Source organism: Streptococcus sp. HMSC064H09 (assembly GCF_001812625.1).
In the GTDB taxonomy this organism is placed as follows: domain Bacteria; phylum Bacillota; class Bacilli; order Lactobacillales; family Streptococcaceae; genus Streptococcus.
Genome location: NZ_KV809622.1, coordinates 93,156 through 116,771, shown reverse-complemented (window position 1 = coordinate 116,771; position 23,616 = coordinate 93,156). Strand labels below are relative to the sequence as shown.

The window sequence follows — 23,616 nt, the reverse complement described above, 5'->3', positions numbered from 1 at the left end:
TTTCTTTGGGTTGTCGAGTCTTTCCTTTACGACGCAGGACGCTTAAATCCAGATCAATCAAACCGGCGTAGAGCCAGTTATAGATGGTTTTAAAAGCTACCATTGGCTTTTGTTCAAGCTGATAGCGGCCACAAATCTGTTCAGGCGACCAAGAGGATTTTAAACCGTCCTCAATTTCCTTTTTCAACTCTGGTGTCAAACAAGACTTCCGACCTTTTTGTTTAGCCCTGTGGTCGTACTGTTCCTGTGCTAAGGCTGCGGAATAGCCATTTTGGCATCGTCTTAACTCTCTTGAGATGGTGGATCTATGTACGCCAAGTTTGTTGGCAATTTGGCAAGGTTTCAAACCTAATTCCAAATAGGCTTCTATCTTTATTCGCTCGGTTATGGTAAGATGGGAGTAGCTCATAGTGTTTCCTCGGGTTCTGTTTGTGTGGTTACTTACAGTTTACACCAATGAAAGGCTATGAGTTTTTTTGTTGCACTATATTTTACAATTTATCATAAGTAAAACAAGCTTTCCATGGAGGAGAGTTTGTTTTTTGTGTGTAATATTTTACATAAATTTAGTTATGTTTATGTATGATCATAAAATACTTTTAGCATAATTAAATTTATGTAAACCAAGAAATAACCACTCCAAATAGGAATGGTTAGACTAGGGTAATTATAAATTATCTAGAGCATTTTTTTGCTCATCATTGACGATATGAGTATAAAGATCAGTGACCTGAGTGGAAGCATGGCCAAGTTGGTGGCTAACTAAAACTTGAGACTTGGTAGCATCATAAAGACGTGTTGCCAGAGTGTGTCGTAGTTTATGGGGAGTCACACGTATCTTGAAATCCTGAGAATATTTGGCAACCATTTTTTCGATACTTGAAGCATCAATACGGTTTGGAACCCCTCGATATTCCGTTAAAAATAGGGCAAGGTCTTGCTTTTCAGCCTTATAGCGTTTATCACGGATACTAAGATAATTTTCAAGATAAGGTTTTGCAAAACTTGCTACATTAACTGAGTCTCGTTTGCCACCTTTTCGAGTAACATCAATGACCATCATTTTCAGATTGATATCTTTAAGGTCCAGGTTAACAGCCTCAGAAAGTCGAACCCCTGAAGCCAGTAGCAAGGCTATTATCGCTAAATCACGTTCTTTATTCTTGTAAAACGAAGATTTTGCGCGATTTGAGAGCTTAACTTCGTATTCATTTTCGACATAATCAAGAAATTCCCTGGTTTCATCGCCTAGAAAAAGTTTCTGCTTGATATTCTCAGCACGCGCAGCCAAGGTTTCTTTCTTTTTCTTAGTCGAAACTTTTTTCATGACGTTACGATAGAAATATGGCTCACCGTCAGGACCCTCGACCTCCTCAGTTAAATACTTATAGAGACTAGATAGAGCTGAAAGCGTACGGTTAATGGTTGTTTGAGAAACTCCCTGTTTCTTGGAATAGGTATTTAAGGACGGACGTTCACGTAGATAGAGCACAAATGACTCCATGTCTTTTTTAGTTAGATTTTGCAAGGTTTTGATGTCAATTGAGGCAATATCATGAGCATCTGAAATACCTGAGTCAATCAACCAGTCAAAAAAACGTTTATATTCCTTAAGGTATTCGTATAAGGTCGTAAAAGAATATGGAACCGATAGTTTAGACTGATAATACTCTAGAACAAACCAGGGCATTAGAGATTTGTATTCTTCAATTTTTTCGAGTAAGAGTTCACGTTTCATTTGTTTTTTCTCCCAAATTACTTAATAGAAGTATATCACACCCTTATCTTTCTTTCAAGAAAATTACAGTTTTTCGGAAAGATGTTATAGGATGTTTTCTCTTAGAGGCTTTATAGGTTTACTATCTGAATATATAAAATACCACACTAGGTCAATCAGATACTAACTTCCAGAACCAATGCGAAAATATCTATATCGTTATTTCACTTTGAAAGATTTTTCCCAAGAAAAAACAACCTGGAGTTTTCCAGATTGTTCAAACAATGATTAAGCTACGATAGCTTTTGCAACCTCCTCGGTTGTCATACGTGAGAAATAATGTGTTGTGTCAATAGTTTTAAGTTTTGCCAAGACATCTTCGTACTCGTAAGGTACACCAACCAACAAGTCTTCAATATCTGATACATCTCCGATACCAAAGAAATCTCCGTAAATCTTAACAGATTTAATGATTGAATTTTCAACGTTGGCATAGGTTGAGATTTTACCAGCTGGGTAACGAACATTACGTTCTACTGTGTATTCTGGTGACTGTCCGTAAGTCCAATCCCATGTATTGAATTGTTTCTCATAAGAGTCTTGAATCTTAGCCAATTCGCTTTCAGAAAGGACGTATTCTGTCATTTCTGGGTAGAATTCTTTCATTTTTTCCAAGATTTTATCTGAGAATTCATTTACAGTGATTTTTTCTGGCAATTCGTCGACGATGTTGGTCACACGAGCACGTACAGATTTAACGCCTTTTGATTCGATTTTGTCTTTGCTGACTTTAAGGGCTTGACCAAGAACCGACATATCAACGTCAAAAAGCAAGCAACCATGGTGCATCATACGACCTTTATAGTAAGCTTGAGCATTTCCACAGAACTTTTTACCATCGATTTCAAGATCATTACGACCAGTAAATTCAGCCTTAACTCCCAAATCAGCAAGTGTAGCGATTACAGGTTGAGAGAAAGTCTTAAAGTCAAAAGCACCTTCATCTGCCTTATTAGAGATGATGGTATAGTTCAGGTTATTCAAATCGTGATAAACAGCGCCACCACCAGACAAACGGCGAACAACCTTGATACCATGAGCATCTGTATATTCTTTGTTAATCTCTTGAATGGTATTTTGGTGTTTACCAACAATGATAGCTGGACGGTTAATCCAAAGAATGAACAATTCTTCTTCATTCACCAATTCACGAAAAGCATAGGCTTCCAAAGCAATATTATAGGCAGGATCGTTTGATGTATTTACGATATATTTCATTAGCTCTCCTCTTGTAATGTGATACTTATATTATAAAGGAAAACAGTGACAAAGTACACGAAGACGCCTTAGGTATAAGGATTTTCATGATATAATAGTATAAAATATGTGGGGAGTTTTGACATGATACAAAATCCTAGTAAATTGAGTCTCTTTTTCTCAAGGCTAACTAATAAAATAAATAAAAAGTTCAAAATAGCCTTAGCTCTGATTCTTTTTGTAACCCTTGGAATTTTTCTCTATAATGCCTACCAAAGAGCTTACAAGCCTTATCTCTATGATAAGGAGAATTACTATTACAAGGCTTATCATTACAGTGTCAAGAAGATAATACCTCAAAGAAAAGTTGTCAAAGATATTGAGATTGAGGTTCTACACTTCGGAAAAGACGATTTTCCAGATGATTTGTCTGCCTATAAGGTCGGCCATTATATTGATAAAGGAATTGATCCCCGAAGACTTTTCTTACATATTACTTTTACAGATAATACCAATATGACTTTACCATTTGGACAGGTGACCTCTACTGAAAACTATTATGAAGAATATCAAAACTATTTCGATCATAAAGTATTTGAAGTCGGTCCAGGCTTTGATAAAGAATGGTTTTCTAATGCTGAGAACTACAGACAAATAATTCAGCGTTTCCCTGGATTACATGATAAAACAATGGATGCCGACTTCGAATTATATCTAAGAGATTTTCTTTTTTTGATAGTTCCTGGGGATACCCTATATCAAACTGGAGCTGTCAAAGATGGTGTTAGAGAGTACCAGTTTCAGTTGAAAAATCCTAAATCAGGAAAAATGCAAAGTTATATTATCTATGGAAATGAAGGTGACATTCCGATATGGGATTGGCAGACTCCCTTCGTTACCTTTGAAAAGAATTATGCTAACAAAGAAAGAATTCAAGACTTCTTCGATGACTACGATATTAGAGAGTATGGGGATTACTGGGATGGAATGTACAATATAACGTTTCCTCACTTAAATAGCTTTAGGGGTGACAAATACAACTTTTACAAGATGGCCTTTTACTCAGATGAATTTACAAATTTTCCACTAAGCCTTGATTTAACAGGTAAGAGCGAGAATTTTAAAATTACCATAACAGATTCATACCTACAAGAAGAATCCAGAACTGCAAAAGATCAAATCCATTATCTAAAATACTCAACATCTAAAACTTATGATGCATCAAATAAAGAAGCATATATTAATGATATATTGAATCATTATCATAACTGACAGAATTAAATTTATGTAAACACAGCTAACCATCTAAATTAGCTGTGTTTTTTTCATGAAAAAAACAAGACCATTTCTGATCTTGTTTCCTTCTATGCAACTAGATTTTTATTTTGTGTGCCAGATGTCTTTGTCATACTGTTCGATTGTACGGTCAGATGAGAAGAACCCTGCTTCAGCGATGTTGTAAACAACTTTTTTGTTCCATGCATCTTGATCTTCGTAAGCTGCGTATACTTCTTCTTTCTTGTCGATGTATTCAGCCAAGTCAATCAATGTCATGAACCAGTCTTTAGAGATAAGTTCTTTTTGGAGACGTTCCAAGCGTTCTTTATCTCCAACTTTAACGAGGTCTTCACTTACGATAAAGTCAACAGCTGCTTTGATATTAGCATCTTTTTTGTAGTAATCACGTGATACATAACCTTCTTTTTCGTAAAGGTCGATGATTGTATCAGAGTCTTTACCGAACGTGAAGATGTTTTCTGGTCCTACCAATTCAGCAATCTCAACGTTGGCACCGTCCATTGTACCAAGAGTGAGGGCACCGTTAAGCATGAATTTCATGTTACCTGTACCTGAAGCTTCTTTAGAAGCCAATGAGATTTGCTCTGAGATATCAGTTGCTGGGATAAGGTGTTCAGCAACTGTTACGTTGTAGTTTTCAACCAAGTGAACGTTGAGGTATTTGCTTACTTCTGGATCATTGTTGATGAGTTCAGAAAGTGACAAGATCAAGTGGATGATGTCTTGCGCAATAACGTAAGCAGGAGCTGCTTTACCACCAAAGATGATAGTAATTTTACGTTTTGGAAGGTTTCCTTTTTTGATTTCCAAGTATTTGTGGATGACATACAAAGCGTTCATTTGTTGACGTTTGTATTCGTGGAAACGTTTGATTTGAGTATCAATAATTGAGTTTTCATCAAGATCGATACCTTTGTTAGCTTTAAGATAACGTTTAAGAGACAATTTGTTATCATATTTGATTTCAGCCAAACGTTTGTGAACTGCTGGATCATCTGCAAAGGCAGCCAATTTTTCCAATTGAGTTGCGTCAGTAAGGTAACCATCGCCAATCAATTCTTTGATGTAATCAGCAAGTTCTTGGTTTGAGAATTCCAACCAACGACGGAATGTAATACCGTTTGTTTTGTTGTTGAAGCGTTCTGGGTAAAGGTCGTAGAATGGTTTCAACTCAGAAGATTTAAGGATTTCTGTGTGAAGTGCTGCTACACCGTTAACGCTTGTAGAGAAGTGGATATCCATGTGTGCCATGTGAACACGGTTGTCTTTGTCAATGATTTGAACACGTGGATCTTCGAATTTTTCACGAATGATAGCATCCAATTTCTTGATGATAACAACAAGGTGTGGAACAACTTCTTCAAGGTAGTCAAGAGGCCATTTTTCAAGGGCTTCAGCCAAGATAGTGTGGTTTGTGTAACCAACCATTTTGCTTACGATTGCTACTGCTTCATCAAATTCAAATCCATGTTTTTCTGTCAAAAGACGGATCAATTCTGGAATTACCATTGATGGGTGAGTATCATTGATTTGTACGTAAGCGTAATCTGGAAGATCATGAAGGTTAGATCCACGTTCGATAGCTTCGTCAATCAAAAGTTGAGCAGCATTTGATACCATGAAGTATTGTTGGTAGATACGCAAGAGCTCACCTTTACGAGTTGAGTCATCTGGGTAAAGGAAAAGTGTCAAGTTCTTTTGGATTTCGTCTTGATCAAAAGTGATTCCTTTATCAATCAAACCGTAGTCCACACCATTGATATCAAAGAGGTTAAGGTAGTTCTTAGTTTCTTTCTTATAACCCAAGATATCCAAACGGTCCAAACGAGATTTCAAAGTAAAGTTTTTGAATGGAACATCGTAAGAGATATCAGTTGGTACCAACCATGATTGATCTTCAATCCAGTAGTTTGGTTCTGCATCTTGTTTGTTATCTTTGAAGACTTGTTTGAAGAGACCACAGTGGTAGTTAAGACCAACACCTTCACCGTTGATGCCAAGTGTTGACATAGAATCGATGAAACATGAAGCCAAACGTCCCAAACCACCGTTACCAAGAGATGGTTCTGGTTCAACGTCTTCAATTTCGCTGATTGATTTACCAGCAGCATCCAATTCAGCCTTAACATCTTTGTAGATACCCAAGTTGATCAAGTTGTTAGACAAAAGTTTACCGATCAAGAATTCAGCTGAGATATAGTAAACTTTACGTTTGCTATCGTTTTTAGGTTTTGGAGCAGCTGCTTCTTTTACGAATTCCAACAAAAGATAGTAGATTTCTTCGTTTGAAAGGTCCTTAAGATTTTTGTTTTTTGCTTCAACATATTGTGTAAATGTAGCCATTTTAGTTATTACCTCGATTATATCTTTCTGTAATGTCTGTCAAAAATTCTTTCTTGTCGACAGTAATTTCACCTGGAAGCATACGCCATTTCCAGTTTTGACCAACTGTGTTAGGGAAGTTTGTACGGCTATTTTCAGGTTTATCAAGGATATCCTGCATAGTCGCAATAGCTGTGTTGCTTACAGTAGCAAAGAGGGTGCGAAGAAGAGCACGTGTGATTGGTTCACCTTGACGACGGTTGATGTATGCATCAGTATAATCACGTTGCTCTTGCGTCAAGTTGTCGTACCAACCGTTGATTACTTCGTTATCATGTGTACCTGTGTAGGCAACTGAATGTTGTGTGTATACGTGTGGAATGTCAATGCTATTTCCAGTAGTATCGTAGAATCCAAATTGAACAATCTTCATTCCAGGGTAACCACAGTCTGCAAGAAGTTTACGTGTCTTATCATCAATGTTACCAAGGTCTTCGGCAATGATTTTAAGATCACCCAATTCTTCTTTAACCACTTTGAAAAGGTCATAACCAGGTCCAGGAACCCATTCACCATTTTCAGCAGTTTCATCTCCTCCAGGAATTTCCCAGAAGTCAGAGAACCCTTTGAAGTGGTCAATACGCAAGTAATCATAAAGTTTAAATGATTCTTGAATACGGAATACCCACCAAGCATAATTTTCTGCTTTGTGTTTATCCCAAGCATAGATTGGGTTACCCCAAAGTTGACCAGTTGCTGAGAAGTTATCAGGTGGAACTCCTGCAATGTAACGCGGTTTACATTCAGCGTCTAGTTTGAAGAGATGTGGTTGAGTCCAAACTTCAACACTATCAGCTGAAATGTAGATTGGCATGTCACCGATGATTTGAATACCATTTTTGTTAGCATAAGCTTTTAGTTCTGCCCATTGGCTAAAGAAGAGGTATTGTACTACTTGGTGATATGTGATAACATCAGCAAGTTCTTTGCGAAGTTTCTCAAGAGTTGCTTCATCGCGTTTAACTGCTTTTTTATCATCCCATTCTTGAAGGGCTTTATTATCAAAGTGTTCTTTGATAGCCATGAATTCAGCATAATCAACTAACCAGTTAGCATTTTTAGTTTTAAAAGCTTCGAATTTTTTAGCTTCTTTTTTATCTGCCAAGATAGCTTTTACTGCTTTTTCAAGGATTGGACGACGTGCTTCATAAACTTTAGCATAGTCGATAAACTCTGGATCTGATCCAAAGTCAGCGTCTTTAACATCAGCTTTAGTTAGAAACTTGTCACGAATAAGGAAATCCAAATCGATGAAGTGTGTGTTCCCCGCTACCGCAGAGAATGATTGATAAGGTGAGTCCCCATAACTTGTTGTAGTAAGTGGCAAGATCTGCCAGTATGTTTGTTTTGTTTCTTTCAAGAAATCAACAAAGTCATAGGCTGCTTGACCGAAAGATCCGATCCCGTAGTCACCTGGAAGTGATGTGATGTGCATCAATACACCGCTTGCTCGTTTGTTCATAAAGTTTACCTCAAATTATTTTTTACACTTATGATTATAATGCAAACGTTTGCACAAGTCAAGAATTTTTAGCAAAAAAATAGAAATTTTTTTATTTTTTCTTGAATAATTGTTCGCAAAACAAACGCTTACAATTTGAGAGAGTGTTTTTAAGCCGAGGCTTCTAGTGAATTCCGGAAAATAGTCATCTTACATAAAATAAAAAAGTAGCCGGCTAATTTACTAACCAACTACTTAGATTCTCCTTAAGATATTATGAATGCGTTAAGACGCTTTCTCTTTCTATAAGTTTAAATGGAATGATGACTTTCTGTGACTTGTTCTTAGTTGACTTAAGGAGTCCCATAAGACTTTGTACACTTTCTTTAGCAAGTTCTTGGATATTAATATCAAAAGTGGTCAAGAACGGATGCATGATTTCTGCAAAAGTAGAATTATTGAAGGAAATGATAGCATAATCTTCAGGTACTCTAATCCCTTGATTGTTTAGCCATTGAATGAGACGAAGGGCGATAAGGTCATCCTTGACAATCAAAGCTGTCGGAGAAAATCTATCTAATTCCTTCTTTAGCATATCGATTGTTTTAGATGAAAATACAAGTTCAGGTAAGATTTCTAATTCTAGTTCATCTGCTGCTTCTTTATAACCTCGATAACGTTCCTGTCCTACTTGACCAAAAAGGTCATCCGTAATAAAACCTATTTTTTTATGACCATGAGATGATAAATACGTCACTGCTTCCTTACCTAAGGCCTTATTGTCATTATCGATGTAGGTAACCTTATCTTTTGTATCACCTGCAGCTCCAATGACGACAAAAGGAACTTTTTCTTTTAGGAGATAGGATCTAACAGGATCATTCTTCTCAGAGTAGAGAATAATGAAACCATCAGCTCGTTTTTGGCGATGCATGAGTTCGACTTGTTTAACCAATTCATCCAAACTAGCACCTGTGGCAATACTGACAACCTGAGAATTGCGACTTGCTTCTTCATTGATAGCCGTTAGAATTTCCATATAGAAGGGTTGACTGATATTTTCTCTATTCGCCAAAGGAGGAAGAATCACACCTAAACTATGAGTTAAGCCAGTTGCCAACATCTGAGCTGCAAGATTGGGGACATAACCTAATTCATCCATAGCCGCCCGCACCTTGTTTTTTGTTTCTTCAGAAATGGCTGGATTATCTTTTAAGGTCCTACTAACCGTTGAAGGACTTACTCCTGCTTTTTGGGCAACATCCTTAATTGTAGCCATTATTTTCCTCTCATTCTCATAAATATTTATAGTCGTAAAATACAAGAACAATTATAACCGAAACAATTTAGTTTTGCAATCGTTTGCACAAAGTTAAAAATTTTTTTATAAAATACTTGACAGATTGTGGAAACGGTTGCATAATGTTTATCGTAAACTAAATTTCTGGAGGAAATAGAAATGAAAAAATGGCAAAAGGTATTACTTGGTAGTGCTGGATTACTTGTGGCTGGATCGCTCTTGGTAGCTTGTGGCTCAAACTCAAGCAAGAGCTCAAGCTCAGATAGCAAGACTTTGAAACTTTGGGTACCAACTGGTGCTAAGAAATCTTACTCAGATACAGTAGCACAGTTTGAAAAGAAATCTGGTTACAAAGTTGATATGGTTGAAATGGAAGATCCAAATGCTCAAGAAAACTTGACTAAGGACGCTTCTACTGCTGCAGATGTCTTCTCACTTCCACATGACCAACTCGGTAAATTGGTAGACGCTGGAGCTATCCAAGAAATCCCAGAGCAATACTCAAAAGAAATTGCTGAGCAAGATACTGAACAAGCTGCTGTAGGTGCTCAATACAAAGGTAAAACTTACGCCTTCCCATACGGTATCGAAACTCAAGTTACATACTACAACAAATCTAAACTTAATGAAGAAGATGTGAAATCATATGAAACAATCACTTCTAAAGCTAAATTTGGTAGCAACTTGAAAGAAGTTAATGCTTATGTAACTGGTCCTCTCTTCCTTTCAGTTGGTGACACACTCTTTGGCTCTAACGGTGAAGACGTTAAAGGCACTAACTGGGGCAATGAAGCTGGTGTGAACGTTCTTAAATTCATCGCAGCTCAAAAAGACAACAAAGGATTTGTTAATGTTGATTCAGCTAACATGATGGCTAAATTCGAAGATGGTTCTGTTGATGCTTTCCAATCAGGACCATGGGACTACGCTGCAGCTGCTAAAGCTGTCGGTAAAGACAATCTTGGTATTGCTGTTTACCCAACAGTTAATATCGGTGGTCAAGACGTTCAACAAAAAGCCTTCATGGGTGTAAAACTTTACGCAGTTAACCAAACACCATCTAAAGGTAACGCTGAACGTATTGCTGCTTCTTACCAATTGGCACAAGCTTTGACAAGCAAAGACAGTCAAAATAACCAATTCACTAATGAAGACCGTCACATCATCCCAGCCAACAAAGAAGTTCAAGCTTCTGAAGCTGTTCAAAAGGATGCACTTGCACAAGCTGTAATTACTATGGGTTCATCTGAGCAGTACACAACTGTTATGCCTAAACTTAGTCAAATGTCAGTCTTCTGGACTGAAAGTGCTGCTCTTATGAGTGACGCTTATAACGGTAAAATCAAGGAAGACCAATTCCTTACTAAATTACAACAATTTGATAAAGATTTGGCAGCGGCTAAATAAGAATCCTAACAATGACAAGGTAAAGAGGTGGGTCAAGTTCCTATCCTCTTTATCTTTTATTGTAGACAAAATAGAAACCATCACTAATCACACATTTATCTGAGGAGATATCTATGTCACAAACAATCTACGACACAACTCCTATGCGCCAAGTCTTCAAAGAAGGTACATGGGATGTCAAATTATCCTTTCTGGTAATGGGATTAGCAAACTTGGTTAACAAACAGTTTACCAAGGGATTGCTTTTCCTCCTTTCTGAGATTGCCTTCTTAGTAGCATTCGTTATCCAAATTGTCCCAGCTCTTCAAGGAATGATTACTTTGGGAACTCAAGAACAAGGTGAGGCCGTTAAAGAAGTTAATGGCGTTAAACTTACAGTTCAGGTTGCTGGAGATAATTCAATGCTTATGTTGATTTTTGGACTTGCCTCATTAATCTTCTGTGCAGTCTTCGCTTATATTTACTGGTGTAATCTTAAGAGTGCTCGTCATCTCATGGCTCTCAAACAGTCTGGACGTAAAGTTCCTAACTTTATCGAAGACTTCAAGACCTTGGCTGATGGCCGTTTCCACATGGGTCTTATGACTGTCCCACTGATTGGAGTTTTGCTCTTCACAATCTTGCCTCTGATCTACATGATCTGTTTGGCCTTTACTAACTTTGACCACAATCACCCAGCACCTAAATCACTCTTTGACTGGGTTGGTTTCTCAAGTTTTGGTGAAGTTTTACAAGGTCGAATGGCTGGTACTTTCTTCCCACTTTTGACTTGGACCTTGATTTGGGCCGTTGCTGCAACAGCAACTACTTTCTTCTTCGGTATTGTCCTTGCCCTCTTGCTCAACACTAAGGGCCTTAAATTCAAGAAAGTATGGCGTACACTCTTTGTTATCACTATCGCCGTTCCTCAGTTTGTATCACTTCTTTTGATGCGTAACTTCCTTAATGACCATGGACCTTTGAATGGTTTACTTCAAACCTTGCATATCACTAATGGACCTATTCCGTTCTTGACTGATCCTCTCTGGGCGAAGTTCTCTATTATCTTTGTTAATATGTGGATTGGTATTCCATTCACAATGTTGGTCGCAACTGGTATCATCATGAACTTGCCAACTGAGCAGATTGAAGCAGCTGAAATTGATGGAGCAAGCAAGTTCCAAATCTTCAAGAGCATCACTTTCCCACAAATTCTCTTGATTATGGCGCCATCATTGATTCAACAATTCATCGGTAATATCAATAACTTCAACGTTATCTACTTCCTTACTGGTGGTGGACCTAAAAATTCTGAATACTATCAAGCGGGTTCAACTGACCTCTTGGTAACTTGGCTCTACAAACTGACTGTTAGCGCTAAAGACTATAACTTGGCATCTGTTATCGGTATCTTGATTTTCGCCATCTCTGCAACATTCAGTCTCTTGGCCTACACAAGATCATCTTCATTCAAGGAAGGGGCTGCTAAATAATGAAACGTAAGAAAAATCTTTACCTAACTGGTACTTATATTCTATTGACAGTTCTAGCTGTTATCTGGTTGATTCCTATTATCTGGATCTTCCTTACAAGTTTCCGTGGTGAAGGAGCCAATGCGGTGCCTTACTTCTTCCCTAAGTCTTACACATTTAATAACTACATCAAACTGTTTACCAGCGATGCTTATCCATTTGGAAAATGGTTCATCAATACCTTCATCGTTGCCACATGTACATGTATCCTCTCAACTTTGATTACCGTTGGGATGGCCTACTCACTTAGTCGTATTAAATTCAAACACAGAAATGGCTTCTTGAAATTGGCACTTGTACTTAACATGTTCCCTGGTTTCATGTCTATGATTGCGGTCTACTATATTTTGAAGGCCCTCAATTTGACACAAACCTTGACATCTTTGATTTTGGTTTATTCTGCTGGGGCAGCACTTGGTTTCTACATTGCGAAAGGTTTCTTTGATACCATTCCTTACTCATTGGATGAATCAGCAATGATTGATGGGGCAACTCGTCTTCAAATCTTTACCAAGATTACCTTGCCACTTTCTAAACCAATCATCGTCTACACTGCCCTCATGGCCTTCATGGGACCTTGGGTAGACTTCATCTTTGCATCTGTTATCCTCGGTGACGTTAAAGATAAATATACCGTTGCCCTTGGACTCTTCCAAATGCTTAACCAAGACGCTATCAATGAATGGTTCCTTCCATTTACCGCAGGTGCTATTATCATCGCCATCCCAATCACCCTTCTCTTTATCTTCATGCAAAAATACTATGTTGAAGGTGTAACCGGCGGATCAGTTAAATAATAAAGGATAAATGATATGACAACTCTTAAACTGGATAAAATTTACAAAAAATACCCAAATGCAACTCACTACTCTGTTGAAGATTTCAGTATCGACATCAAAGACAAGGAATTCATCGTTTTCGTAGGTCCTTCAGGATGTGGTAAATCAACAACTCTCCGTATGGTTGCTGGTCTTGAAGAAATCACTGAAGGTAAACTCTATATTGATGGTGAAGTGGTTAATGACAAATCACCAAAAGACCGTGACATTGCCATGGTATTCCAAAACTACGCACTTTACCCACACATGACTGTTTATGAAAATATGGCCTTTGGTCTTAAACTTCGTAAATATAAAAAAGACGATATCGACAAACGTGTGCGTGAAGCTGCTGCTAGCCTTGGGTTGACTGAGTTCTTAGATCGTAAGCCGGCAGACCTTTCTGGTGGTCAACGTCAGCGTGTAGCTATGGGACGTGCCATCGTTCGTGATGCTAAAGTCTTCCTCATGGATGAACCTCTCTCAAACTTGGATGCTAAACTTCGTGTCACTATGCGTGCTGAAATTGCTAAAATTACTCGTAATATTGGCGCAACAACCATCTATGTTACTCACGACCAAACAGAAGCCATGACTCTTGCTGACCGTATCGTTATCATGAGTTCTACTAAAAACCCTGATGGTTCTGGTACTATCGGTCGTATCGAACAAATTGGTACACCTCAGGAACTTTACAATGAACCAGCCAACAAATTTGTTGCTGGATTTATCGGAAGTCCTGCTATGAACTTCTTTAATGTTAAGGTTGATGGCAATCGTATCACTAACTCTGAAGGCTTGGATATTGCAATTTCTGAAGGTCAAGCTAAAATCTTGAAAGAAACAGGTTATCAAGGCAAAGAAGTTATCTTTGGTATACGTCCTGAAGATGTTTCAAGCCGTCCAATCGTTCAAGAAGTATATCCAGATGCCAATGTAGATGCTGAAGTCGTCGTTTCAGAGCTTCTTGGTGCAGAAACAATGCTTTACCTAAAACTTGGAGAAACTGAATTTGCTGCCCGTGTCGATGCGCGTGACTTCCACAATCCAGGTGAAAAAGTAAACCTTACTTTCAGCGTTGCAAAAGGTCATTTCTTCGACGCTGAGACAGAAAAACGTATCAGTTTGTAAAATAAAAAAATCAGCCTTCTTGAGCTGATTTTTTGTATGGCATAATTAAACTACCTTCTAACTTTTACTTCCTGACACTCACTAAACAACTCTCTCAATCTATGATATAATATCCCTTGGCACCTCGACACCGCCTACGAAGGGAGGTGAGTTTGCCTATGATGGATTTACTATTCAAAACTATCATCGGACCTATTGTGGTCGGTGTTATCCTTCGTCTGATCGACAAGTGGTTAAACAAGGATAGATAGTGCTAAAAAAGACCCCGAGCTTATGTGGAAGTTAGCTTGGGGTCTTTTCTTGCCTATGATATAGACTTACTATTCAATACAGGTGTATTATGTCATAAAAGCTTAGAATTGTCAAGAAAATAGAGTATCTAGGAACTAGTCTTTCTTCCCAGTCTCTTGATCCTTTTTATCTTCATCAGTCTTATTTACAGCTGCTTTAAATTCGGCTAGCATTTTACCGATGGATTGCCCGAGTTCTGGCAAGCGTTTAGGACCAAATATGAGGAGGGCTCCTAGGACAATAATGATAAGTCCTGGTGCTCCAATATCACGTAGAATTCCCATGAGATTTCCTTTCTATTTATCTTTATATTTTCTTTGTTTACGTTTATAAATGAACTTACTTAGAGTTACGCTAACTTCATAAAGCAAGATTAAGGGTGCCGTCATGGCCAGGTCACTGATAAAGTCAGCTGGTGTTAGAATGACCGCCAAAACCAAGAGAATAAAGTAAGCGTAGCGTCTATAGTGTGTCAGAAAAACTGGTGTTATTATGCCGATAGATGTCAAAAAACTCACAACTACGGGAAGTTCAAAGAGAACAGCCAAAGGCACTGTCGTATGCAGTAAGAAACTAAGGTAGTTCTGTGCTGTAATTTGTGTATCAAAGAGCCCTTCGCCTAGTTTTAAAAGCACTTCTAAGATAGCTGGACTCACAAAATAATAACCAAAAGCCAAGCCCAATACAAAACAGACAAAAGTTGCTGGGATATAAGCAAAGATAGCACGCACTTCATTGTCCCTTAAACCTGGTTTCACAAACTGCCAAGTCTGGTAAGTGGTAAAAGGCAGCGTCACCGTAAAAGCCATAAGACTTGCTAGGTTAATGTAAATCCAAAGAATATCGTTAGGCCCTAGAACTAATAAAGGCTTGTCAAATCCTCTGGTTAGATAAGCATAGAGTTGCCCAGCAAACAACAGAGTAATACAAAAAACTAGGAAAAAGCATAACACTACTGCAATGAAACGTCTCCGAAATTCCACCAGATGCTCAACAATAGTCATCTCATCTTTATTTCTTGCCATGCTGTTTCACCGTCACAAAGGCAATAATAGCAATAAAGATAAGTTGTGGAATCAAGACTTCCCAGCTTGGATAGATACCAGCCCAATCAATTGTTGGGAAACCACTAATCAAATGATTAGACATCATATTAGTTAACTGAAGGGCATGAAGACTGACACCGAGCATCTTGAAGGCCAAGGCATAAATCAACCAAGTCAAAATAAAGAAAATGCGGTGCGGTTTAATATAGTGACCCGCTTTAGTCATAGCCACAGCAATGATAACAAGAACTGCAATGGCTGAAGCAATACCAATCAAGAAATTAGCTGTCGTGATACGTGGGACAATACCGACATAGAAAAGAATAGTCTCGGCACCTTCACGGAAGACAGCCAAGAAACTGAGTGCAAACATGGACACAAAGCTTCCAGTAGCCGTCACCGTCTTCATCTGGCGATCCATAAAGTCATTCCACTGTTTGACTGAAGACTTGCTATGGAGCCAAATTCCAATCAGAATCATCATCGCAACTGCAAAGATACCAACGCCACCTTCAATAATTTCACGGTTAGCCCCCGAGGTCACAGCTGGAAAGACAACTTGTAAGATAACAGCTATAACTGCGCTGGCAAGAACACCAGCAATAGCTCCGCTATAAACCCATTTGAGTCCCTTACGCATCTTGGCTGCCTTAAGAGTTGTCACAAGGGCCATAACAATGAGGAGGGCTTCAACACCTTCACGTAAGAGAATCAACATGGCATCAAAGGCATTATAAGAAGCACTTGTATCAATAGCAGATAGGTCTGTGATCAAGGCTTGTAGTTTGTCCTGATAAGCTTTTTCTTTTCCCTTAACCATGATAACAGGTGTTTCACTTTCCACACGCGTATAAAGGCTTGGATTAGTTGTGCTTACATCGCCTTCAATGGTTGGCCAGATAGTGATGAACTTCTTCATAGTTGCCGCAGCCGTTTTTTCATCACCTGCTTGGAATTGAGCTAGAGCCTTTTCCAAGAGCTTAATACCATCTTTTAGGGTTAAACTTGAGCTTGTGCTATCAAGAGGGACACCCTTGATAAAGTCATCAATCCCGCCCTTGAGATCATCATAAGATGACTGGATGCTGGTGAAATCAGTAGGCTCCGTCTCAATGCTACTTCGCAAAAGTGAAATGGCCGTCTCAATCTTGCCGTAGTAGGCAGTACTGTGGTCACGGACAACAGCTTCATTTCTCGTCCAAGCATTATTTAATTCACTGTAAGTTTTGCGTGTTGCAGCCAGGTCTTTGGCCGTAATGGCATCCTGTAAGTTTTTGAAATAAGGCTCTAGGCGTGTTTCAAGTTTTTGCTTTTCGGCATCTAAATCAACAGGATTTTGCTCTTTCTCAAATTTAAGAAGGGCTGACGAAATGGAGGTTAGGGCCTCTTCTGTCACGTCACCTTTAATATCAAGAGCCTTGCTAACTTTTTTACCAGCCTTGGAATCGTGATTTTCTTTTGTTTCGAAATCAGTCTTAATCTCAGCAACCAATTCCTTAGCTTTTGTTTGATCTTTATTTTGAACAGCTGTTGTGGCATCTGTAATTTTGATATAGAGGTCACTGTATGATTCAGCAGCTACTGGATAGGTCCAGAATAAGGCTAAAAGCCCAAGTAAAACGAGGAGCTTATTCAAAGAGTGCTTGACCAAGATAGCCTCCTTTCTCCACGCCAGCAAAGCAAGCGAAGAGCCCACTTCCGATATGGGTGATGTACTCGTTCATCTTGTCTACAGCACCAAGATTAGTCTGAATTTTAACAAAACGGTCTGGATCCTTCTGGTAGGCAATGAAAATCAAACCTGAATCAAACTGGCCAGTTCTCTCATCAATGCCATCTGAATAGGAATATGAACGACGTAAGATAGGAAGGTCTACTTCTTTAGCCAAACGCACATGCGAATCTACAGGAAGTTTAGATAAATCTACTTCATCAAACTCATCTTTCTTTCCAAAAGGTGCGCCTGATTCCTTGTAACGACCAAAGGTGTTTTCCTGTTCCTGCAAGTTGGTACGATCCCAAGTTTCAAGGTGCATCTGTACCAGACGAAGAGCCATATAAGAACCACCCTTCATCCAATCTTTACTATCAGCCCAGACAACCTTGTCGAATTCCTTTTCCGTCGTAACATTAGCAGTACCATCCTTGAAGCCAAAGAGATTTCGAGGCGTTTCCTTGCGGTCTCCAATTGCAGCAAAACCTGATTTGCTCCACTTCATGGTAATTTTATTACGACCTTTACGAATCAGATTGCGGACAGCGTGGAAAGCTACTTGTTCATCGTCCGCACAGGCTTGAATCACGATATCACCACCCGTATACTTGTCCTGCAACTGCTCCTTAGGAAATGGAGGCAAATCACGGAAGAGCTTAGGACGTTTGGATTCTAAACCAAGTTTTTTAAGAAAATCAGCCGAAACTCCAAAAGTCAGACTCAGGCGATAGGGATTGAGTCCCACCGTTTCGCCTGTATCCGTAGGAGGCAAGAGGGCATTAGAACCATCCTTTTTTACTAGCTCACCTTCTACTAATTTACTACTATAATCTGTCCAGTCTTTAAAAAGCTGGATGACTTCTTTTTTATCGGTTGTATGAAGATCTAGCACCACCAAGTAGCAAGCCTTCTGCATAGGAGTCGTAATCCCAGCCTGGTGCTTGCCAAAGAAGCTAATATCTTCATCACCATCATAAGCCTTTTTACTTGAACTATCCTGATTAGCGAAAAAAGCAGATGCACCAGAAAGACCAAGCGCAAGCCCAGCCCCTCCAATACCTGCTTTTTTAAGAAATTCACGACGGTCCATTTTTTGATCTAAAAATTTTTCGTCAGTCATTTTTCTTATTTCCCATCTAGGATAACACCCATTTGTGATAATGGTTCACCAAGTTTAGTCACAGCTTCGGCCAATTCCTTAGTATCTGCCTCACTCAAATCTGTATAAGACTTATAGTTTTTCTCATCAGTCATGTGTTTGTCCAAAAGACCATTCACATTCTTGAATTCAGTTTCCAGAGTCTTAACAAGTTTAGCATCTTTCTTTTGGATCAACGGCTTGAAAAGTTCAAAGATTTTTTCCGCTCCCTCAATATTGGCACGGAAGTCGTAAAGATCAGTGTGTGAGAAGACCTCTTCTTCACCTGTAATCTTTTGAGTTGCTACCTCGTTCAGAAGGTCAACAGCACCTGTCAACATGATATCTGGGGTAACTTTAACAGTTGCAATTTTAGCTTTGAGTTCCTTAATATCGTTAACCAACTGATCTACATAGGCAGCTGTACCCTCTGTCGTGTTGTCTTGCCACATGATACGTTCGATACGGTGGAACCCTGACCAACCGTCTTCTGATTTATTTTCGTCCATGTAATCAACCAAACGGTAGTCGATTTTCACGTCAGACTCACCAAAGCTTTCTGCAATCGGCTCTGAACGCTCGTAAGCCATACGAATCAATGGGTATTGTTTCTTGGCTTCTTCAAGATTTCCTGACTTGAGGGTTTCACTGAATCCTTCAGTATCTTTCAAAAGCTGATCAATTTCGCCTTCTACGAAAGTCTTGTAATCACTTGTGGCCTGCTTCAATTGCTTTTGCTCACTGGCTGTGAGTTTTGAGCTAGTTGAACTTGAATGACTTGAATTACCAGATTTGGCACAAGCCGTCAATAAAAGTCCTGATGCCAAAAGAACAACACCAAGTTTGCTAAGTTTTTTCATGAATGTCTCCTATTTTCAAGATAGTGTTCGACATTTGTCGTTATATATGTGAATCGTCGTTTTATCATTAATAAAAAACGAACGATGATAAGTCAATAATGATCTCTCGTATGTAAGAGAACAATATCTAAACTAACAGAAGAAACCAGCACTGTCAACGGTTTTAGGCTATTTAAGAACTATTCTAAAGAGCAGATAAGAATGATTCTAAATAAAAGAAAAACAACAGGAAATAACCTGTTGCTACTTATTATTTTGTACGACGTTTTCGAAGGAATCCTAGACTAAGAATACTTAGCAGACCTGCTACAAAGAGTCCACGATTTGTCTTTTCACCAGTGGATGGCAGTTGTTTATCAGTCTGATGACTAGCTTCAGTCTTAGCCTGACCATTATCACGATTAACAAGTTCAGCATCTCCAACAAGGTCCTCTTTACCTGAAGCCTTGACATTTGTTTTAGTTGCCTCAGTATTTTTACCACCAAATGACCCGGTCTTTTCAGAAGGCTGATCTACTGCCTCAGTTGGTGTTTTAGCATTAGTCAAACGAATAATAGTCGCTGTTAGTGGATCCAAGGTCAAGATGTGATTGTTGATTGCAACACCTGATAACTCACTAATTCCGGATAAATTGACTTGACTGCCATCTGCCAAAACCAGATAGGATAGGCTATTTGTAATCTTGCTCAAATCAAACTGACGAGCCTTGCTATCAGCATTGACATAGACAAGGTAACGGTCTCCATTCGAAGCAATAGTTTGGTATCCCAATACCAAATCTTCTTGAGCGACATTGTCCTGACCAGGAACTGTCAATAGCGTTAGACGTGCATCTACATCTGCTTTTGATTTGAAATTGAAGGCATCTGTCGACTTACGTAAGGCGATCAACCCTTTGGTAAAGGCGCGAGTTTTCGTATTTTCTGGGAATGCCTGACTATCAGTTGCTTTAGTCCAATCAAAATGATTGACGGCATCACTAGAATCATAAGAATCATGGATAAAGTAAGGATAGTCAAATGGATTGCCCTTTTCATCCACTAAGAGATGTGACTTATTCGGCACCTTGTCCTCAGACACAGGATAACGGTAGGCAGGATCACGGAACTGTTTGGTGCGGCCGTATTCCTGACCAGAGTGAATAAATGGTGTTCCCTGAGCAGTCAATACCATGAGGTTTCCTAGACGCAAGCGACGATGAATTTCAGCATTATTCTCAGGCTTGCTTGGATCCTTCTTGATTGATTGGGCAATAATATCAAAAAGGGTCAAATTATCGTGAGCAGCAATATATTGAATCACATCACCTGGAGAATCAGCTTCGAAGTTAGTTGGTTGTGCCTTGATATTGTCAAAGACCTTATTAATATCACGTTTGCCACCTGTGATAAAGGCAGGTGTCCCCTCGTTTGGATAACCTGATTTGAGGGTGTTTCGAATATCGTCTGAAAATACAGCTACGGTATCTGTGTCTTTCATCCAAGACTGATCGGCAGGCTGAACAGGGCTATTTTCATCGCCAGTATAAGTCACCCAGCCCTCACCAAGCATAATGAGGTTTGGATTAAGGGCACGTGCAGCATGATAAGCTTGCTCGATACTTTCAGCATCATGGTCACCCATCATATCAAAACGGAAACCATCCACCTTGTATTCCTTAGTAAGATAAGCAATCGAATCAACCAAGATACGACGACTCATATAGTGAGTCGTGCCTAGACGCCCCCCTCCAAAACTCGAACGAGGAGTGCCATCAGCATCCATAAAGTGATAATAATTTGGCTCAAGGTCTTCAAAAATAGCTGTCTTAGCTGTATGATTATAGACCACATCCAAGATAACGCCCATACCGTGGGCATGAATAGCAGCAACTAAATTCTTGAATTCTTCGATACGTTTAGCTGGTTCACTTGGGTTTTCAGAATACATACCCGTCAAAGAGAAATAGTTTTGTGGATCATAGCCCCAGTTGTAGTTACTATCACTTGATGCATAGGCATCCAAACGCTTCCCATTTTGCATTTCATTGACAAAATAGTAGCTTAATACTGGTAAAAGCTGAATATGGGTAACACCGAGATCTTTAAGATAATCCAAACGCTCTGCAAAGGCTGCGAAAGTCCCAAACTGGTGTTTCAATTCAGCTGAGATAGCCTTATCAGAGGTGAAATCTCGGACATGAGCCTCATAAATGATGGCATCTTCTCGAGATTTAAAGTTTGGAATCTTAGCGTAGTCAAGATCTTTTGGTCCATAATTAGCAGGATCTACAAAGGCAGCCTTGGCAATCTTGTGTTCAGGTCCCTTGCTGGTATCGTCACTATTCCAAGCAGCCAAAGACTTAGCATAAGGATCCAAAACGATTACAGACTGATCACCACGTTTAATGCGATATTGATAGAAATAACCTGTTAAGTTTTCCAAACCAAGATCAGTCGCAAGCAAGTCAGCTTGCCAAGTCCCTCGAAGTCCTTTGCTTAGAGCATGTTCAGCAAGAACCATGTCTTGATTATTCTTATCATAGACAATGATATCTACTTGATCTGCACTTGGTGACCAAAGTGTCACATGTGCCTTAGTACCATTCTCTTGAAGACGGGCACCCAATTCACCATCGTAACTGTAGAGCGCATCCTTCAATTGCCAACTCTCAGACGTTTTAAAACTATCATTGCCCAAAGTGACCTTGTAAGGCAGATTTTCCGCAGCAAAATCACCTGTTAATGTAGCTTTTTTGAGTTTAGTATCCAAGTTAAGCTGTTTAAGAGTTGCACTGTTACCATCCTTGTCTGTCACCTTGAGGTCTTTGAGAATATCTTCAGATGAAACATCTTCTAAATTGGTGAAGCTAAGTTCGATTTGGCTTGGACTAAGCTGCTGAGCTCCAGTCAAACGCACATCCTTGACAAAGTAAGGGTTGGTGTAGACTGTCGTATCAGTATCTCGTACGAAAAGCTGACGAGTTTTTTTCAAGTCACTAAATTTATAATCATTTGGTTGAATTTTCACATCATCTCCTGTTTTGCTCTCATCTAAGAGTAAAAATCCGATAGATTTAGCAGCCTCGGTTAGCGGAATGTCTAAATAAGCACCATACTTACCATTTGGTTGGAAATTGACACCATCAGGCCAATTACTTGGGGCATCCTTTACATCTCCCCAATACCATACAGACTTATTACTATAGTCGCCATCCGTACGGAAATAATTGATACGAACGTGGTCTTGAGGGATGGGCTGATAGCTGTAAACTTGAAAATCCTTGTCAATCCAGGCCTCATTCATTTGAGGACTTAGAATTTCAACAGTTTTATCTCCTGAAAGGTTCGTTCCAGCAGCATTATTAATAAGGAAGCTAAGTTTTTTAGGTGTTGAAGACAACTTCACATCCAGGTAAACACCATAATCATCCTGTTTCGCTTCTGTAAATGAGGTTGCCCCTGTTGGCCAAGCACCTTTCTGAGATGATGGCGTCTCCACATCATCCCAAGTCCAAAGCCCAAGTGATGCCTTATCCTGACTTGGCAACTCTTGGAAATGCAAGCGAATAGTCCCCTCAGCAATAGGTTCCTCAGATGCATTAGTGAGAGCTTGACTATTATTAGTACTTACTGTTTTTGGCGTGTTTTCGCTAGTTTCAGTTAGGTTGGTAGGCTCAGTACGGCTAGTATTTTCTGCTGGAAGAGAAACTGGCTCATTTTCCTTGGACACTGTGGTATTCTCAGCTGTTAGAGGAGCTGTTGGCGTTTCAGTTACTAGACTACTGGTGGTAAGACTAGAATCAGCTGATTCTACCTGTGTACTTGAGGCAGGTGTTGACACTACTTCTTCTGCCTTGACTCCATGAGTAGCAGCAAAGCTCAAAAAAACAGCTCCAATGGTTACAGAAGCCAACCCTAACTTGTACTTGCGAAGGCTATAACGAAGAACTTTTTCATCATTAGCTTGAGTATTTCTTTTCATACTAACTCCTTTTGTTAACGTTTTCATGTTTTTTAATATACCATTTAGATTAGATTTATGCAAGCGTTTTCGCTCCTTTAAAATAAAAAAAGAGAGAACTATAAAATTCTCTCAATCTATTAGTTATAAACAGAATAATAACGCTTAATCCCTGCCACAATTGCGTTAGCTAAAGTCTCTTGATATGCAGAGGTATTCAAGCGGGCTGCTTCTTGAGGATTTGACAAGAAGCCAAGTTCAAGGAGAACTGCTGGCGCTGTCGTTTCACGCAAGACTGCAAAGGTTTGACGTTTCACGCCCTGATTCTGAGCGCCAGTCGCATTAATAAGGCTGGACTGGA

General features: G+C 39.2%; 19 protein-coding genes. 6 read left to right on the top strand and 13 right to left on the bottom strand.

Features of this window, described 5'->3' with window-relative positions; all coding sequences use genetic code 11:
- The 3 genes from HMPREF2867_RS09460 to HMPREF2867_RS09450 all read right to left on the bottom strand — a co-directional run.
- A partial coding sequence (locus HMPREF2867_RS09460) for a helix-turn-helix domain-containing protein (protein ID WP_141751022.1) occupies nt 1–409 on the bottom strand: 409 nt, incomplete at its 3' end.
- 258 nt (nt 410–667) lie between these two features.
- Nucleotides 668–1,738, bottom strand: a complete 1,071-nt coding sequence (gene xerS / locus HMPREF2867_RS09455; RefSeq protein ID WP_070577221.1) for a tyrosine recombinase XerS — start codon at nt 1,736–1,738, stop codon at nt 668–670.
- 267 nt (nt 1,739–2,005) lie between these two features.
- Nucleotides 2,006–2,995: a lipoate--protein ligase gene (locus tag HMPREF2867_RS09450; RefSeq protein WP_037599820.1), complete on the bottom strand. Its 990-nt coding sequence runs from the start codon at nt 2,993–2,995 to the stop codon at nt 2,006–2,008.
- A gap of 123 nt (nt 2,996–3,118) precedes the next feature.
- Between HMPREF2867_RS09450 and HMPREF2867_RS11095 the strand changes: the two genes are divergently transcribed.
- Complete coding sequence (locus HMPREF2867_RS11095) at nt 3,119–4,246, top strand: hypothetical protein (protein ID WP_083306767.1); 1,128 nt, start codon at nt 3,119–3,121, stop codon at nt 4,244–4,246.
- A 108-nt stretch (nt 4,247–4,354) separates the two neighbouring features.
- Here the strand turns inward: HMPREF2867_RS11095 and glgP are convergent, their stop codons facing one another.
- The 3 genes from glgP to HMPREF2867_RS09425 form a co-directional block, all read right to left on the bottom strand.
- Entirely contained in the window at nt 4,355–6,616 is a 2,262-nt protein-coding gene (gene glgP / locus HMPREF2867_RS09435) for a glycogen/starch/alpha-glucan family phosphorylase (RefSeq protein WP_070577220.1), read from the bottom strand.
- A gap of 1 nt (nt 6,617) precedes the next feature.
- Nucleotides 6,618–8,117, bottom strand: a complete 1,500-nt coding sequence (malQ, locus tag HMPREF2867_RS09430) for a 4-alpha-glucanotransferase (RefSeq protein ID WP_070577219.1) — start codon at nt 8,115–8,117, stop codon at nt 6,618–6,620.
- 253 nt (nt 8,118–8,370) lie between these two features.
- Complete coding sequence (locus HMPREF2867_RS09425) at nt 8,371–9,375, bottom strand: LacI family DNA-binding transcriptional regulator (RefSeq protein WP_070577218.1); 1,005 nt, start codon at nt 9,373–9,375, stop codon at nt 8,371–8,373.
- 180 nt (nt 9,376–9,555) lie between these two features.
- Here HMPREF2867_RS09425 and HMPREF2867_RS09420 point away from each other — a divergent pair, with 180 nt between their 5' ends.
- From HMPREF2867_RS09420 to HMPREF2867_RS11090, 5 genes are all read left to right on the top strand, one after another.
- A complete protein-coding gene (locus HMPREF2867_RS09420; RefSeq protein ID WP_070577217.1) occupies nt 9,556–10,803 on the top strand; it encodes an extracellular solute-binding protein in 1,248 nt (415 codons plus the stop codon).
- A gap of 113 nt (nt 10,804–10,916) precedes the next feature.
- Nucleotides 10,917–12,275 carry a carbohydrate ABC transporter permease gene (locus HMPREF2867_RS09415; protein ID WP_070577216.1) on the top strand — a complete coding sequence of 453 codons (1,359 nt, stop codon included), beginning with the start codon at nt 10,917–10,919 and terminating at the stop codon, nt 12,273–12,275.
- The gene (locus HMPREF2867_RS09410) at nt 12,275–13,111 is read left to right on the top strand and encodes a sugar ABC transporter permease (protein ID WP_070577215.1); all 837 of its coding nucleotides are present in this window, start codon (nt 12,275–12,277) and stop codon (nt 13,109–13,111) included. The genes HMPREF2867_RS09415 and HMPREF2867_RS09410 overlap by 1 nt, the downstream gene beginning before the upstream one ends.
- Before the next feature lie 15 nt (nt 13,112–13,126).
- Nucleotides 13,127–14,263 carry an ABC transporter ATP-binding protein gene (locus HMPREF2867_RS09405; protein ID WP_002890942.1) on the top strand — a complete coding sequence of 379 codons (1,137 nt, stop codon included), beginning with the start codon at nt 13,127–13,129 and terminating at the stop codon, nt 14,261–14,263.
- A 158-nt stretch (nt 14,264–14,421) separates the two neighbouring features.
- Nucleotides 14,422–14,514 (top strand): type I toxin-antitoxin system Fst family toxin, encoded by a 93-nt coding sequence (locus HMPREF2867_RS11090; protein ID WP_004182539.1) that lies wholly within the window; start codon nt 14,422–14,424, stop codon nt 14,512–14,514.
- 135 nt (nt 14,515–14,649) lie between these two features.
- Here HMPREF2867_RS11090 and HMPREF2867_RS09400 read toward each other — a convergent pair whose 3' ends face one another.
- The 7 genes from HMPREF2867_RS09400 to HMPREF2867_RS09370 form a co-directional block, all read right to left on the bottom strand.
- Complete coding sequence (locus tag HMPREF2867_RS09400) at nt 14,650–14,838, bottom strand: twin-arginine translocase TatA/TatE family subunit (RefSeq protein WP_002890941.1); 189 nt, start codon at nt 14,836–14,838, stop codon at nt 14,650–14,652.
- A 12-nt stretch (nt 14,839–14,850) separates the two neighbouring features.
- Nucleotides 14,851–15,579 carry a twin-arginine translocase subunit TatC gene (gene tatC, locus HMPREF2867_RS09395; RefSeq protein ID WP_070577214.1) on the bottom strand — a complete coding sequence of 243 codons (729 nt, stop codon included), beginning with the start codon at nt 15,577–15,579 and terminating at the stop codon, nt 14,851–14,853.
- Nucleotides 15,566–17,251 carry an FTR1 family iron permease gene (locus HMPREF2867_RS09390; RefSeq protein ID WP_070577213.1) on the bottom strand — a complete coding sequence of 562 codons (1,686 nt, stop codon included), beginning with the start codon at nt 17,249–17,251 and terminating at the stop codon, nt 15,566–15,568. The genes tatC and HMPREF2867_RS09390 overlap by 14 nt, the downstream gene beginning before the upstream one ends.
- The gene (gene efeB, locus HMPREF2867_RS09385) at nt 17,229–18,434 is read right to left on the bottom strand and encodes an iron uptake transporter deferrochelatase/peroxidase subunit (protein ID WP_013990616.1); all 1,206 of its coding nucleotides are present in this window, start codon (nt 18,432–18,434) and stop codon (nt 17,229–17,231) included. Before efeB ends, HMPREF2867_RS09390 begins: the two co-directional genes overlap by 23 nt.
- Before the next feature lie 5 nt (nt 18,435–18,439).
- Nucleotides 18,440–19,312 (bottom strand): iron uptake system protein EfeO, encoded by an 873-nt coding sequence (efeO, locus tag HMPREF2867_RS09380; RefSeq protein ID WP_070577212.1) that lies wholly within the window; start codon nt 19,310–19,312, stop codon nt 18,440–18,442.
- Between the two features lie 250 nt (nt 19,313–19,562).
- A complete protein-coding gene (locus HMPREF2867_RS09375) occupies nt 19,563–23,276 on the bottom strand; it encodes a pullulanase (protein WP_070577211.1) in 3,714 nt (1,237 codons plus the stop codon).
- Nucleotides 23,277–23,395: 119 nt separating this feature from the next.
- The coding region (locus HMPREF2867_RS09370; RefSeq protein ID WP_141751024.1) for an N-acetylmuramoyl-L-alanine amidase family protein at nt 23,396–23,616 on the bottom strand (221 nt) is incomplete at its 5' end.